The organism is Rhodoferax lithotrophicus (assembly GCF_019973615.1).
Lineage (GTDB): Bacteria > Pseudomonadota > Gammaproteobacteria > Burkholderiales > Burkholderiaceae_C > Rhodoferax > Rhodoferax lithotrophicus.
This window is the reverse complement of record NZ_AP024238.1, coordinates 3,985,007-3,999,248: the sequence shown is the minus strand read 5'-3', so window position 1 is coordinate 3,999,248 and position 14,242 is coordinate 3,985,007. Positions and strand designations below refer to the sequence as shown.

Here is a 14,242-nt window from a genome sequence, read left to right as displayed (position 1 = left end):
TGAGAAACTTTATTACATGGAGATTCTGTTATGCCACGTCGTGCTACCAAGATAGTTGCCACCTTAGGCCCAGCGTCCAGTGACCCGGCCCTGCTGGAGCAAATGATTCGGTCAGGGGTGAACGTGGTGCGGCTGAACTTCAGCCACGGCAAGGCGCAAGACCATATTGACCGCGCTAACATGGTTCGTGCCGCTGCCAAGCGTGCCGGGCGCGAAGTCGGCATCATGGCCGATCTGCAAGGGCCAAAAATCCGGGTTGGCAAATTTGCGGAAGGCAAAGTCATGCTGGAGCCAGGGGCCCAATTTGTCATGGATGCTTCACGCACCGAACTGGGTGATGTTCACGGCGTTGGACTGGACTACAAAGCCTTGCCACGGGAGGTGAAGTCCGGTGACGTGCTGTTGCTCAACGATGGCTTGATCGTGATCACGGTGGACAAAGTGGAAGGTGAAGCTATTCACACCACGGTCAAACTTGGCGGTGAGTTGTCCAATAACAAAGGCATCAACAAGCAAGGCGGTGGTTTGAGTGCCCCGGCACTCACCGCCAAAGACATGGATGACATTCGCACTGCGATGAGTTTCAAGGCTGACTATGTGGCCGTGAGTTTTCCCAAAAACGCCACCGATATGGAAATGGCGCGCCAGCTCTGTAATGTGGCCGCTGAAGATGGCCACCGCCCTGGCTTAATCGCCAAGATTGAGCGGGCCGAGGCGATTCCGAAACTTCTTGAAATTTTGCTGGCCAGTGACGGCATCATGGTGGCGCGTGGTGATCTGGCCGTGGAAGTGGGTAATGCGGTGGTGCCCGCTTTGCAAAAACGCATGATCAAGCTGGCGCGTGAGCATGACCGGGTGGTGATCACTGCCACACAAATGATGGAATCCATGATCACCAACCCGGTACCTACCCGCGCCGAGGTGAGTGACGTGGCCAACGCTGTGCTTGATGGCACCGATGCGGTGATGCTGTCTGCGGAGACGGCCGCTGGCAAATTCCCCCTGGAAACGGTCATCGAGATGGCTAAGATTTGCCATGCGGCCGAGGGTGGTGAGGCCTTCAAACTGGAAGCCGACTTTACCGGCAAAACTTTCACGCGTATTGATCAGACCATCGCCATGGGGGCCTTGTTTACTGCACACCACCTGGGGGCTAAAGCCATTGTGGCCATGACGGACAGTGGCGCAACCGCCTTGTGGATGAGTCGCCATCTGATTCAGGTGCCGATCTACGCCTTGACCTCCAAAGTGACCACGCAACGCAAAATGACGCTGTACCGCAATGTTCGGCCGCTCTTGATTGACACCAGTGCAGACCGTGATACAGCTTTGAAGGAAGCGGAAAGTGACCTGAAAGCGCGCGGCGTGGTGCAATCTGGCGATATTTACGCCATCACCTGTGGTGAACCCATGGGCTCACCAGGTGGCACCAACATGCTGAAGATTTGCCGGGTGAGTTAAGCAGCGTTGCCAAAGAGGCGGTAAATATCCACCACGGTGAATACCTTGCCGCCACTCATTTGGGCATGGATCAAGTTGTTTTTGCTCGCCCCAGGTTTATTGGGCAATGTTTTGGTGCAGCAAACGTGAGGTAACGGGGTCAAAGTAGGCTTCCACTATTTGGTTGGCTTGGTTAAAACCATAGATCTCATAACAATTGTTTTTGTCTGACCTGAACGTTTTGATGCGGTAGCCACGGTGAGTAGCCAATAATTTCATTTCATCTTCGGGCAACCATTCACTGCGTGGCGCAGTGGTGCAAATCTGGGTGTTCATGAACCGGTTGTAACTGTCCGTGGCCGGTGCAGAGCTTTCCGCCACCGGTCTGACCGCTGTACGAGGTTGCGCCAAAGCCAGTTGGGGCGTGAGTAGTTCTGTGCTGAGCATCAGCAAAGAGGTGATCAGGGTCAGGCGAATTTTCATGTGGAGGGGTTTCAGGAGGTGATGAACGATTGTGCGTGGGCTGTATTAATGCTTGCTTAATGAATTGGTGTGTGGGATGTTCAGCCAGATGCAAGGTGTATCGCTAAAATCGCCTGAAGTTACCACCCAGTTACCAACTCACGAGGAAATCATCATGGCACTTGTTTCTATGCGCGAATTGCTTGACCATGCAGCAGCCAATGGCTACGGCATTCCGGCTTTTAATGTCAATAACCTTGAGCAAGTGCAGGCCGTGATGTCGGCGGCTGACGAAGTCGGTTCGCCGGTCATCTTGCAAGCCAGTGCTGGTGCGCGCAAATATGCTGGCGAGCCTTTCATCAAACACCTGATTCTGGCCGCCATTGAAGCCTATCCGCACATTCCCCTGGTGATGCACCAGGATCACGGCCAAAACCCCAATGTGTGCCAGGGCGCAATCAACCTGGGCTTCAGCTCGGTGATGATGGATGGCAGTTTGGAAGCCGATGGCAAAACCATTGCCAGTTTTGAGTACAACGTGGAAGTGACCCGCAAAGTGGTCGACATGGCGCACGCGGTCGGCGTGACGGTGGAAGGCGAACTGGGTTGTCTGGGTAGCCTGGAAACCATGAAGGGTGACAAGGAAGACGGTCATGGCACCGATGCCACCATGACCCGCGAGCAAATGCTCACCAACCCTGAGCAAGCGGCTGAGTTTGTTCAACGCACCCAGCTTGATGCGCTGGCCATTGCCATTGGTACCAGCCATGGCGCGTACAAGTTCACCCGCAAGCCCACCGGCGACATCCTGGCCATTGACCGCGTGATGGAAATCCACAAGCGTTTGCCTAACACCCATCTGGTGATGCACGGCTCCAGCAGCGTGCCGCAAGAATCACTGGCCCTCATCAACCAGTTTGGTGGCAAGATGAAAGAAACCTACGGGGTGCCGGTGGAAGAAATCCAGAAAGCGATCCAATTCGGCGTGCGCAAGATCAACATCGACACCGACATCCGCTTGGCCATGACGGCTGCGGTGCGCCAGTTCATGGCAGAAAACCCAGAGAAGTTTGATGCCCGTGACTGGCTCAAGCCCGCTCGTGAAGCGGCCAAAGCCTTGTGCAAACAACGCTACATCGAGTTTGGCTGCGAAGGCCAGGGTGCCAAAATCAAAGGCCATAGCCTGCAAGTGGTGGCGGGCCAATACGCTCGTGGTGAACTGGCGCAGGTCGTCAACTGATTGCGTCTGTCCCCGCGCTGAAAGAGCCACCTGCGGGTGGCTTTTCTTTTTCAACTTGCCCACACCAGCTCTTGCGCTGGTGTGGGGCATTTCAGGGGCAAGCCATATTGAACTTAAACTTGGCCCTTCTTTCCGAAACACACTTTTGAGTGATTGCATCATGACCAGCCCCCAAGTAGCCCTGCATACCTCCAACATCACCTCCTTGCCCCTGCTGGCACGCGGCAAGGTGCGTGACAACTACGCCGTGGGCGATGACCGTATCCTGATGGTGGCCAGTGACCGGATCAGCGCCTTTGACGTGATCATGGGCCAGCCGATTCCCGGCAAAGGCGAGTTGCTGACACAAATGGCTTTGTTCTGGTTTGACAAGCTCGGCCCCAACGGTCTGAACATCTGCCCGATCCACCTCACCGGTGATGCGCCCGAAAGTGTGGTCACCGCCGCAGAAGTGCCCCAGGTGACAGGCCGTTCGATGCTGGTCAAGCGCCTGAAACCGATTCTGGTCGAAGCCGTGGTGCGTGGTTACCTGGCTGGCAGCGGCTGGAAGGAATACCAGGACAACGGCGCAGTGTGTGGCGTGCCACTGCCTGCTGGCCTGAAAAACGCCAGCAAATTGCCCGAACCCATTTACACCCCGGCCGCCAAGGCCGAGATGGGTGACCATGATGAAAACATCACCTTCGAGAAAACCGTCGAGATGATTGGTGCCGACCTGGCTACCCGCATCCGCGACATCAGCATTGCCCTGTACAAAGCCGCCAGCGAGATTGCCGCCGCCAAGGGCATCATCATTGCCGACACCAAGTTCGAGTTTGGCCTGGACACCGACGGCACGCTGGTGCTGATGGACGAGGTGCTGACACCGGATTCATCTCGCTACTGGCCGGCCGAAAGCTATGTCGAAGGAGTCAATCCGCCCAGCTATGACAAACAGTTTCTGCGCGACTGGCTGGAAACCACCCAGGTGGCCGGCAAACCCTGGAGCAAAACCCCGCCCGCACCCCATCTGCCACATGATGTGATTGAAAAAACTGCGGCCAAGTACCACGAGGCGTTGACCCGTTTGACAACCTGATTTTCGAATGAAATTGGCTTATTACGCTTATGTAGCAAGCGTTAGTAGCTATTAATTTTGTGGTTTTTGTGTGTTGAAGTATCCGCCCGTTGACCATTAAACGGGCATGTCACAACCAGATACCACCACAAAGTTTGGACTGTGTTCAAGAATCGGCTCCCGTTCAACAACCAACAGGAGACCGACATGGCAGCCAAGAACATTTTGATGATTTGTGGTGATTACTGTGAGGACTACGAAACCATGGTGCCGTTCCAGGTGCTGCTGGCCGTAGGCCACACGGTGCACGCGGTGTGCCCCGACAAAAAGGCCGGAGACCAGATCAAGACCGCCATCCACGACTTTGAAGGCGCACAAACCTACAGCGAAAAACCCGGCCACAACTTTACGCTGAACGCCACTTTGGCCGAGATCAACGTGCAAGACTACGACGCGCTGGTGCTGCCAGGTGGCCGTGGCCCTGAATATCTGCGCACATACCCTGCGGTGGTGGCCATGGTCAAACACTTTTTTGATGCCAACAAGCCCGTAGCCGCCATTTGCCACGCCGCCCAGTTGCTGGCGGGCTCTGACGTGCTCAAGGGCCGCACCTGCTCGGCTTACCCGGCTTGCCAGGTGGAAGTGGAGCGTGCAGGGGGAATTTACGCCCAGATTCCGATTGATGGTGCAGTCACCGAAGGCAACCTGGTGTCCGCACCGGCCTGGCCCGCACACCCGGCCTGGATGGCGCAGTTTCTGGCACTCATGGGTACCCGCATCACCTTGTGAGGGGGTGCTGTCATCCAGGATTCAGCGCACTCACCAAGGCATGGATCGCAGGTAGCGGCCGCCATGGCAAATGTGCTGGTTTGTCCGCATTGACTTGCTGCGGTGGGGACGGCAAGCTCCTCGTTTTGTGAATGATCGGAGCGATCCATGTGCCAGGTTTTTGTCAGCGCTGATCCGCATTTGTACGAGTGCCGTGTACGCTCCGTGCGTTTACACGGTGTGGCTACCAGCATCCGGCTGGAAAACCTGTTCTGGGACGTGCTGGGTGATATTGCCCGGCGTGACAGCATGCGTGTGCCGCAGTTGTGCACCAAGCTCCACGATGAGCTGGTGGCAGAGCGCGGCAGTGTGGACAACTTCGCGTCATTCTTGCGGGTCTGCTGTGGGCGTTATCTGGCACTGCAACTCTCGGGAGGTATTCCGCAAGATACCGCGATTCCTATCAGCAGCCTGAACCCGCAGCGCGTGCTGGCCACCGAACGTTGGACGGATGATTCCAGCTTTGCTGCCTTTGAAGTATTGCCTCACGCCACACTGCAATCACATGTGGTGTGACAGGGCTCAGTCCAAAGAGGGGCTGTGCCCTGGTGAAGGGCTGAACGAATAGCAGTTTTTGCCGCGGATCTTGGCCCGATACATAGCGATGTCAGCCTGGCGCAGCAAGGTGTCTGCTTCGCAGGCGTGATCCGGGTAGAGGCTTACGCCAATGCTGGCACTCACTGTGGTCTGGTGGCCATTCACCTCAATGGGCTGGTTGATGGTTTGCAGCAGACGATCCAGGATGGGCCGAACGTTGTCACCGTGCTCGTTGTCCGATAACAGAACGATGAACTCGTCGCCGCCAATACGTGCGGCTGTGTCACTGGCACGCAGCACCTCATTCATGCGCCAGGCGATGACTTTGAGCACACCATCACCGATGGCATGCCCCAGGGTGTCATTGATGGGTTTGAATCCATCCAGATCCAGGTAACACACCGCTACTTTGGTCTGGTTACGCCGGGCCTGTGCAATCGCCTGATGCAGGCGGTCAGCCAACAAAACGCGGTTGGGCAGTTGGGTGAGCGCGTCATAGTGCGCAACGCGTTCCAGCATCTCCTGCTGGAGCTTGAGCTGGTTGATGTCGGTGGAAACACCCACGTAATGTGTGACTTGACCCAGGTCGTTTCTGACGGCATTGATATTGAGCATGACTGCGTACACCAGACCGGCCTTGTTGCGGTTAAAAACCTCACCGATCCAGAAACCTTGGACATCAATGTCTTGCCACATGGTCTGGTAAAACTCGCTGCTGTGGTGGCCCGATTTCAAAAACTTCGGGTTACGCCCCAGCACTTCAGCCCGGGTGTATCCCGTGACACGGGTAAATGCTGCATTGACATCCACAATGACGCGTTGGGCATCGGCGATGATGATGGTCTCCTGGATGTTGTCAAACACGCTGGCACCCAGACGCAGGCGTTCCTCCTGGGCTTTTTGGGGGGTGATGTCGGTCAACAGCCCGGTCCAGCGCACACTGCCGTCAGGCTGGGCTTGGGGGGTGGCCTGGGCGCGCACCCATTTCAGCTCGCCCTGTGGGGTCTTGATCCGGTGCTCGTACAGCCATGGCACCAGGTCGCGCGTGGCTTGTGCCAGGGATGCGTGATGGGCCAGACGTTCTTCCTGCGGTATCAGCTGTGTGATGACCGTGTGATCCTGGCAGGCAAGCTCGGCACACACACCACAAAAGGCTTCAACACCTTTGCTCAGGTAATTGAACTGCCAGGGTTCTCCTGGTCGCAGGACAAACTGGTAAAGCACACCGGGGACAAGCTCGGCCATGGCGGCCAGTTGATCCTTGATGGTGCGGACCTCATGGGAATCCACACAGGAGCCAATGTAGCCCAGGAATTCCCCTTGGGCATCAAAGCGCGGGACACCACTGTCGTGAATCCAGCGGTACTGTCCGCTGTGGTGCATCAACCGGTATTCCATCTGAAATGGCAGACGCTGTTCAAAATGGCTCAGGTAGAAGCTGATGCAGCGCTGCAGGTCATCCGGGTGCACACCTTGCGTCCATCCATGCCCCTGCTCCTGGGCCATGGTGCGACCGGTAAAGGCCAGCCAGCCTGCGTTGAACCAATGGCACAGGGTATCCGTGCCAGCCAGCCAGATCATCACTGGTGTGGCATTGGCGATGCTGCTGAAGCGTTGCTCGCTTTCACGCAAAGCGTCTTGCGCCTGTTGGCGCGCAGTCATGTCCGTGTCCACGGAAAACAATTCGATGCCCTGTCCAGGTGTTTGCACCACGGCATAACTGGACAGCACCGAGACATGTGTGCCATCCTGGCGCAGAAGATTCAGCTCTGCTGAGGCAATGGGGCGTTGCGTCATCACCATCTCGGCAATGGCTTGTTCGACGTAGGCCCGTATTTCTGCTGGAACGATCAGATCCAGCAGATTGGCTCCCAACGCTTGTTGCGCGGTATAGCCGTACAGACGTTCAGAAGCCTGGTTCCAGTAACGCACGGTTCCATCAGGAGCGTAGCCTTGGATCGGGACATGCGCCAAACTGTCAAACAGGGTGTGAAACCGTAACTCCCCTTGGCGCAGCGCCTCTTTCACCAGTGCCGTGGGGGTGATGTCGGCATGGGTAATCACAACACCCCGTTGCTCTGCCCATGCCAACGGGGTGGCCTTCATCGTGAACCAGCGTTGTTGTGCCGATATGTGACAGGGATAAGACAGGCTGAAGCTGTCAGTCTGTCCTGACAGCACGGTGCGAATGCCACTCAGCATGGCCTGGGCTACAGCTTGGTACTCAAGCGGCTGGCCGCCGCCGGTGATCACATCCTGGTAATTGCTACCAAGCGTCAAGTGGTGCGGCAAGCACCCAAGTGGCAGGCTGTTGTCCCATGCGGATTGCTGCAAAGCAGCGTTGATCATCACAATGGAGCCTTGTGCGTCCAGCACCAGCACTCGGTCTGATACCGCGTCCAACACTGTGGTCAGCAGCCTGGTGGTGGCATCGGGGGTACTTGTGAATGCTCGTTGTTCCGCGCTGACGATGGTGGCGGTCATTGTGAGGGCTTCCCTTGGATGTTCTGCCCATTGTCAACCTGACCAAAGCGGGTGTCAATTCAGCATCATGCTCAGCTTGCGCCGGTAGCTCGACACCAGAGCGGCCTGCGGGTCTTCCTGCACCGCAGCTTTGCCTAACACCTCAATACCACCTGCCGTTTTGCCGGTGGCTTGGGCTGCGGCTTTGGGTTTGGGAGGAGTCAGCAATTCAAGAATCGCCACAAAGGTTTTGCGGGGTGCTTCGTCTCCCCACTTTTTGTCGCGCATGATGATTTCCAGCAGCTCGTCCATGGCGGCCGTCCATTCGCCTGTAGCCATCAGCAGGCGGGCTTTGGCAAAACGCACCTCGAAATCACGCTTGTTGGCGGCAATTTTTTCATCAAATTGCTCTATTGTCCATGTAGAGTATGGCTCTTTAGCTGCAAAAACAATAGCTCCAAGCCAATGTGCCAGGGCTTCAAAGCGCAACGAACGCGGAATTTCTGCCATCTTGGGAGCCAGTGCTGCTCCGGCCTCTTCCAGCCCCCCCAGTTCAATCAGCAGCTTGATGTAGTCAAAACGCGTGTCGTCGTTGCCGGGGTCTGTCGCCAGGGCATCGGCCAGTTTTTCAAGTGCCGCCTGGGTATCGCCAGACTCCAGCAGGGCCTGGGCTTGGTCGGTCTCCATTTCGGCGGCCAACTCTCCCTCGCTGGGCAGATGCTTGTCCAGGAAGGTACGCACCTGGGGCGCGGTTTGTGCCCCCATAAAACCGTCCACCGGTTTGCCTCCGATCATCAGAATACAGGTGGGAATACTGCGGATACCAAAGGCCTGGGCCAATTGTTGCTCGGTGTCCGAGTCAATTTTCACCAGCGTGAAACGGCCCTGGTATTCTTCTTCAAGCTGCTCCAGAATGGGCCCGAGCGACTTGCAAGGGCCACACCAGGGTGCCCAAAAGTCGATCAGGATGGGCGTGGTCATGGAGGCGGCAATCACCTCGGTTTCAAAATTTTGGATGGTGACATCAATCATGGTGCTAACTCTCGGTGGCAAACGTAAAATTCAACGATGAACTCTACACAAATCGGTGTGCTCATGGGCTCCAGCTCAGACTGGGACACCATGCAACACGCAGTCCACATTCTCCAACACTTCAGCATCCCGCACGAGGCCCGCGTGGTGTCTGCCCACAGAATGCCTGATGACATGTTTGCCTATGCCGAGACGGCGGTAGGCCGCGGTCTGAAGGCCATCATCGCCGGGGCGGGCGGCGCAGCACACCTGCCCGGTATGTTGGCGGCCAAAACCACGGTTCCGGTGCTGGGTGTCCCGGTGGCCAGCAAACACTTGAGCGGGGTGGATTCCCTGCACAGCATTGTGCAAATGCCCAAAGGTATTCCGGTGGCGACCTTTGCCATTGGTGCGGCAGGGGCAGCCAATGCCGCGTTGTTTGCAGTGGCCATGCTGGCCAACAACGACATCGTGCTGCGCGCCAAGCTGGAAGATTTTCGCGCCGAACAAACCCAAATGGCCCGCGGCATGACGCTGCCGCCCAAGTTATGAGCGGCCCGATGTTGCTGCCCGGTGCCACCGGGCTCACTGGCAGTGGCCAGCCAACCACCTTGGGCGTGATGGGTGGTGGCCAGCTTGGGCGCATGTTTGTGCAAGCTGCCCAGGCCATGGGCTATTTCACCGTGGTGCTGGACCCGGATGTGATCAGTCCGGCAGGTCTGGTCAGCCACTACCATGTGCAGACGGACTACCTTGACCAGCAAGGTCTGGCGCAATTGCTGCAGCGCTGCGCGGCCGTGACCACCGAGTTTGAAAACGTGCCCGCAGGTGCATTGGTGACGCTGGGGGCGGCACGGCCCACCGCGCCGAGTGCCGATGCGGTGGCCATTGCGCAAGACCGCATCAAGGAGAAAGCCCATCTGGCTAAAAGTGGTGTGCCGGTAGCTCCGTATGCGGTGATCGAGACGGCGGAACAATTGGCGGCTGTAGCCGATGACCTGTTGCCCGGCATCCTGAAAACTGCCCGTCTGGGTTATGACGGCAAAGGCCAGGTGCGTTGTCGCAACCGCGCTGAGCTGGCCGTCGCCTGGGGCAGCCTCAAAGGCGTGCCTTGTGTGCTGGAGAAAATGCTGCCGCTGGCCAGCGAGTGCTCGGTGATTGTGGCGCGTGGCTGGGACGGAACCTGTGTCAACTACCGGCCCCAGCTCAACCTGCATCGCGAAGGCATTCTGGCGGTGACCGAAGCTTATGAGGGAAATATGCCTCTAGCGCTTGCGGATCAAGCGGTAGTAGCTGCAAAAAATATAGCTGATGAACTGAACTACGTGGGCGTGTTGTGCGTCGAGTTTTTTGTGCTGCAAGAGGGCTCCCCCGAGCATGCCCAGCTTGGTGGCCTGGTGGTCAACGAGATGGCGCCGCGCCCGCACAACAGCGGCCACTACACCCTGGATGCCTGCGACGTGTCACAGTTTGAGCTGCAGGTGCGCACCCTGGCCGGCCTGCCGCTGACTCAGCCGCGCCAGCACAGTGCCTCGGTCATGCTCAATCTGCTAGGTGATTTGTGGGTGAACGAGGCCACACCACCGTGGGACAAGGTGCTGGCCTTGCCCGGGGTGCATTTGCACTTGTACGGCAAGCTTAAAGCCAATAAGGGCCGCAAAATGGGGCATTTGACGGTGACCGCCGCCACTGCGATGGATGCCCGGCGCACCGCGCTGGCTGCGGCCGACATCCTGGGCATTGCGCCGTTCTGAGAGCCATGATCCTCCCCGCAAGCGCACCCGAATCCATAGCGGCTGCTGCAGACCAGATAAGGGCTGGCAAGCTGTTGGGCTTGCCTACTGAAACGGTCTACGGACTGGCCGCCCATGCCGATGACGACGCGGCGGTGGCGCAGATATTCCGTGCCAAAGGCCGCCCGGCGGATCACCCGTTGATCGTCCATGTGGCCCATGCTGATGCGGTGGCGCATTACGCCTCTGCAGTTCCCGAATTCGCCCAGAAGTTGATGCAAGCCTTCTGGCCCGGCCCGCTGACGCTGATCCTGCCGCGCCGCCCCGGTGTGGCCAGCGCGGCTGCCGGTGGCAACCCCAGCATTGGCCTGCGTTGCCCCTCACACCCGGTGGCTCAGGCTTTGCTGACCAAGCTGCTGGAGGATGTGGGCCTCGATGCTTTGCCGGTGTGGGGCGTGGCCGCCCCCAGCGCCAACCAGTTTGGCCGTGTCAGCCCGACCACGGCAGCGCATGTGCAGGCTGAGTTCGGTGATGATTTGCTGATTCTGGATGGCGGGGCTTGCCAGGTGGGTATTGAGTCCACCATCATCGACTGCACCCGGGGTCAACCGGTGCTGTTGCGGCCAGGAGCCATCACCCCTGCGCAGGTGCAAGCTGTTTGTGGATTGAAGGTGCTCTTGAAAAGTGAGCTATCAGCGCTTGCTGCACCTGCGCCCAAGGCCTCTGGGACCCTTGAATCACATTACGCCCCTCAAGCCACGGTGCGCTTGATGACCGCCAAGGATTTGCAGACCGCCCTCACGCTACTGGGCCACGAGGCTCCAAGCCAGACAGTTCGCCCGAGTATTGCCGTCTACAGCCGCACCGTGGTGGCGAAAGCTTCGACACACGTGTTGTACCGGCGTATGCCCGACGATGCCGCCAGTACCGCCCAGCAATTGTTTGCTGCACTGCGCGATTTTGATGCCCAGGGAGTCAAGCTGATCTGGATCGAGACACCGCCCGATGCCCAGGACTGGGACGGTGTGCGCGACCGTTTGCAGCGGGCTGCCAGTTAATGTCGATGTGATGTGAAGGCCTGGATGCGATGAGCCGTGTCCGCATTGGCAAAACACGCCATGGCAGCTTGACGTTCATGCTCCAGTGCACCGGTGAGTTGGGTTGATAGTTGTGTGGTCATGACGCGTTTGAGCTGTGAAGTGGCTAGCCTGGAACGGCTGGCTACTTGGTTCGCCAGGGTCAGCGCTGTTGGCAACATGGCTTCCCATGCCACGACGCGGTTGATCAGGCCCAGTTGCTGCAAGGTGCCTGCACTCAGGTGCTCGCCCAGGACGATCAGTTCCATCGCACGCTGATGCCCCAGTGCTTGTGGCAGCAAATGGGTCACTCCGCCTGTCACAAAGTGGCCCAGTGCCATCTCGGGGAAAAAAGCTACCAGATTGTCTGCAGCTACGATCAGGTCGCAGTTGAGTAGCCACTCAAATCCGCCCCCTACCGCAAATCCATGCACCGCGCCAATCACCAGCTTCGGGCCAAACATGATGTCCCGGGTGATCTGCTGAATGCGGTCACAGGTCTCACTGACCGTTGCCGGGGTGGCGGCTTGCTGGGCAAATTCCTTCAAATCGTCACCCGCACAAAAGGCGCGTCCGGCTCCTGTGAGAACGATAGCGTTTGTCTGCGGATCAGCTTGAGCAGCCACCAGCGCCTCATGCAGGTTCTGCAGCAATTCCAGGCCAATGGCATTCAGTCGCTCGGGCCGATTAAGTGTGACGAGGCTGACCTGCCCCTGGGTTTCAAGGGTGACGTATTTCATGGGTGTTGTTCTTGGGTTGAAGTGTGGTTGAAGTGTGGTTGAAGTGTGGTTGGGCTGGTCCCGATCCCAGGCCAGTGCTGTTCCCTGTTCACGTAATTTGAATTTTTCGATTTTGTCAGTAGGTGTCTTGGGCAGGCTGGGGAGGATTCGTACGTATCGTGGAATCATGAATTTGGCCATTTTGCTGGCACACCAATCGGTCAGATCGTGTGGTGTCAGTGTGCTGCCACTGCGCAGTACCACGCAGGCCATGACTTCTTCTTCGGTCATGTCACTGGGAACACCGACTACGGCGCATTCCAGCACATCGGGGTGCAGTTCAATATCTAACTCGACTTCTGCGGCCGATATGTTTTCACCGCGTCGGCGCACGATGTCCTTGCGTCGTCCGACAAAATACAACCAGCCGTCGGCATCCTGGGTCAGCACGTCACCGGTATGAAACCACTGGTCTCGAAAGGCTTCACGCGTTGCTTCGGGCATGCCCCAGTAGCCGTCCATCAGGATGGAAGGTTCATTGGAGCGCACCACCAATTCACCAGGTGTTCCTGCAGGAACGTCGAAGCCCTGATCGTCGATCAATTTCACCTCCCAGGGTGGAGTGGCTTTGCCACATGAGCCAGGGCGGCGTGGTGGATTTTGTGGTGTATAGATGATGCCGCCAACCTCGGTGGTTCCGTACAACTCTACCAAGCGACAGCCAAAACGGGCTTCAAACTCGGGAGCCCATTGCGGCATCGGCACACCCCAGCCCAAGCGGGCGAAATGGTCGCGATCCTTCGGCGAAGGGGGCTGTTTCCACAACATGGTGAGCGTGGCACCCATGAAGTCAAACACGGTGGCTTTGAAGGCACGTACCTCGTCCCAGTAGTGCGACACGCTGAAACGTTCACCGATAGCGGCCACGCTGCGCAACAGCAGTGCGGGTGCAAGGGTCATCACGGCGGCATCCAGGTGGAACATTGGATAGGGGCAGTACAGCACATCGTCTGGCCGCAGTGCCAGCCCTTCGATGACACCTTGGGCCTGGCGCAGCACAAAGCGGTTGGAAATCATGGCCGCTTTGGATCGACCCGTGGTGCCCGAGGTGTACAGCAGCAGGCACAGGCTGGAAAAGGTGGCGTTTGGGTATTCTGGAACCGGGTGAGGTTGGTTCACCAATTCCGTCCAAGACTGGGTGGATGCGTCACCTGCACCTTCTACCACCACGATCTGTCGGATGGTCGTCAATTGGGAGCGAACTTCCTCAAACTGCGGCCACAGGCTGGTGTGCACGATAAGCAGACGGCTTTCTACCAGGTTGATGGCGTTGGTCAGGGTTTGCCCGCGAAACGAGGTGTTTAAGGGGGCACACACCGCTGCCAGCTTGGCCAGTGCAAACCAGGCGAGCACAAATTCAATGCAGTTGGGAAGTAATAGGCTGACGTTGTGGCCTTGACGAACCCCTTGAGCAAAAAGTCCTGCTGCCAGAGCATCTGATTGACGATCCACTTGTGCATAGGTCCATTCGCCAGTCACCATTCGGATAAAAGGCTTGTCTGGTGTTTGTCGTGCTGCGCGGCGAAGCTCTTCCGCCAAGGAATGGGTAAAGGTATTCATGTGGCCTGACGCGTGAAGGCCTCGTGTTGGTCATTGGATAGAGCTGTGACGGGAAG

The 14,242-nt window shown here is 57.7% G+C and carries 12 protein-coding genes; 8 read left to right on the top strand and 4 right to left on the bottom strand.

The features are described 5' to 3' along the window. The first annotated feature begins 30 nt into the window (after window positions 1-30). Window positions 31-1,461, top strand: coding sequence for a pyruvate kinase (gene pyk, locus LDN84_RS18475; protein ID WP_223904889.1), 1,431 nt, complete (start codon window positions 31-33; stop codon window positions 1,459-1,461). 96 nt (window positions 1,462-1,557) lie between these two features. On the opposite strand, the gene LDN84_RS18470 is transcribed toward pyk, so the two are convergent. After that, complete coding sequence (locus LDN84_RS18470; RefSeq protein WP_223904888.1) at window positions 1,558-1,923, bottom strand: PepSY domain-containing protein; 366 nt, start codon at window positions 1,921-1,923, stop codon at window positions 1,558-1,560. A 154-nt stretch (window positions 1,924-2,077) separates the two neighbouring features. Here LDN84_RS18470 and fba point away from each other — a divergent pair, with 154 nt between their 5' ends. The 4 genes from fba to LDN84_RS18450 all read left to right on the top strand — a co-directional run bounded on the left by fba (window position 2,078) and on the right by LDN84_RS18450 (window position 5,543). Then, complete coding sequence (gene fba / locus LDN84_RS18465; RefSeq protein ID WP_223904887.1) at window positions 2,078-3,142, top strand: class II fructose-bisphosphate aldolase; 1,065 nt, start codon at window positions 2,078-2,080, stop codon at window positions 3,140-3,142. Between the two features lie 160 nt (window positions 3,143-3,302). Next, on the top strand, window positions 3,303-4,220 hold the full coding sequence (locus LDN84_RS18460; RefSeq protein ID WP_223904886.1) for a phosphoribosylaminoimidazolesuccinocarboxamide synthase: 918 nt from the start codon (window positions 3,303-3,305) through the stop codon (window positions 4,218-4,220). 186 nt (window positions 4,221-4,406) lie between these two features. Next, window positions 4,407-4,988, top strand: coding sequence for a DJ-1/PfpI family protein (locus LDN84_RS18455; RefSeq protein ID WP_223904885.1), 582 nt, complete (start codon window positions 4,407-4,409; stop codon window positions 4,986-4,988). A gap of 147 nt (window positions 4,989-5,135) precedes the next feature. Then, window positions 5,136-5,543, top strand: coding sequence for a ribbon-helix-helix domain-containing protein (locus tag LDN84_RS18450; protein ID WP_223904884.1), 408 nt, complete (start codon window positions 5,136-5,138; stop codon window positions 5,541-5,543). Between the two features lie 6 nt (window positions 5,544-5,549). Here LDN84_RS18450 and LDN84_RS18445 read toward each other — a convergent pair whose 3' ends face one another. After that, the gene (locus LDN84_RS18445; RefSeq protein ID WP_223904883.1) at window positions 5,550-8,048 is read right to left on the bottom strand and encodes a PAS domain S-box protein; all 2,499 of its coding nucleotides are present in this window, start codon (window positions 8,046-8,048) and stop codon (window positions 5,550-5,552) included. 54 nt (window positions 8,049-8,102) lie between these two features. After that, window positions 8,103-9,059, bottom strand: a complete 957-nt coding sequence (gene trxA / locus LDN84_RS18440) for a thioredoxin (protein ID WP_223904882.1) — start codon at window positions 9,057-9,059, stop codon at window positions 8,103-8,105. Between the two features lie 36 nt (window positions 9,060-9,095). On the opposite strand from trxA, the gene purE reads away from it, so the two are divergent. Genes purE through LDN84_RS18425 form a run of 3 tightly spaced genes read left to right on the top strand, consistent with a single transcriptional unit; the run spans window position 9,096 to window position 11,829 of the window. Further along, window positions 9,096-9,590 (top strand): 5-(carboxyamino)imidazole ribonucleotide mutase, encoded by a 495-nt coding sequence (gene purE, locus LDN84_RS18435; protein ID WP_223904881.1) that lies wholly within the window; start codon window positions 9,096-9,098, stop codon window positions 9,588-9,590. Further along, entirely contained in the window at window positions 9,587-10,792 is a 1,206-nt protein-coding gene (locus LDN84_RS18430) for a 5-(carboxyamino)imidazole ribonucleotide synthase (protein WP_223904880.1), read from the top strand. The genes purE and LDN84_RS18430 overlap by 4 nt, the downstream gene beginning before the upstream one ends. A gap of 5 nt (window positions 10,793-10,797) precedes the next feature. After that, window positions 10,798-11,829, top strand: coding sequence for an L-threonylcarbamoyladenylate synthase (locus tag LDN84_RS18425; protein WP_223904879.1), 1,032 nt, complete (start codon window positions 10,798-10,800; stop codon window positions 11,827-11,829). On the opposite strand, the gene LDN84_RS23055 is transcribed toward LDN84_RS18425, so the two are convergent. Beyond that, a complete protein-coding gene (locus tag LDN84_RS23055) occupies window positions 11,826-14,186 on the bottom strand; it encodes an AMP-binding protein (RefSeq protein WP_317134801.1) in 2,361 nt (786 codons plus the stop codon). The two genes, LDN84_RS18425 and LDN84_RS23055, sit on opposite strands and share 4 nt — an antisense overlap. Window positions 14,187-14,242 lie beyond the last annotated feature (56 nt).

What these genes read in the sequence shown, in the direction of transcription:
- pyk (WP_223904889.1), top strand. Translation starts at nt 31, where the DNA reads ATGCCACGTCGTGCTACCAAGATAGTTGCCACCTTAGGCCCAGCGTCC.
- LDN84_RS18470 (WP_223904888.1), bottom strand. Translation starts at nt 1,923, where the DNA reads ATGAAAATTCGCCTGACCCTGATCACCTCTTTGCTGATGCTCAGCACA.
- fba (WP_223904887.1), top strand. Translation starts at nt 2,078, where the DNA reads ATGGCACTTGTTTCTATGCGCGAATTGCTTGACCATGCAGCAGCCAAT.
- LDN84_RS18460 (WP_223904886.1), top strand. Translation starts at nt 3,303, where the DNA reads ATGACCAGCCCCCAAGTAGCCCTGCATACCTCCAACATCACCTCCTTG.
- LDN84_RS18455 (WP_223904885.1), top strand. Translation starts at nt 4,407, where the DNA reads ATGGCAGCCAAGAACATTTTGATGATTTGTGGTGATTACTGTGAGGAC.
- LDN84_RS18450 (WP_223904884.1), top strand. Translation starts at nt 5,136, where the DNA reads ATGTGCCAGGTTTTTGTCAGCGCTGATCCGCATTTGTACGAGTGCCGT.
- LDN84_RS18445 (WP_223904883.1), bottom strand. Translation starts at nt 8,048, where the DNA reads ATGACCGCCACCATCGTCAGCGCGGAACAACGAGCATTCACAAGTACC.
- trxA (WP_223904882.1), bottom strand. Translation starts at nt 9,059, where the DNA reads ATGATTGATGTCACCATCCAAAATTTTGAAACCGAGGTGATTGCCGCC.
- purE (WP_223904881.1), top strand. Translation starts at nt 9,096, where the DNA reads ATGAACTCTACACAAATCGGTGTGCTCATGGGCTCCAGCTCAGACTGG.
- LDN84_RS18430 (WP_223904880.1), top strand. Translation starts at nt 9,587, where the DNA reads ATGAGCGGCCCGATGTTGCTGCCCGGTGCCACCGGGCTCACTGGCAGT.
- LDN84_RS18425 (WP_223904879.1), top strand. Translation starts at nt 10,798, where the DNA reads ATGATCCTCCCCGCAAGCGCACCCGAATCCATAGCGGCTGCTGCAGAC.
- LDN84_RS23055 (WP_317134801.1), bottom strand. Translation starts at nt 14,186, where the DNA reads ATGAATACCTTTACCCATTCCTTGGCGGAAGAGCTTCGCCGCGCAGCA.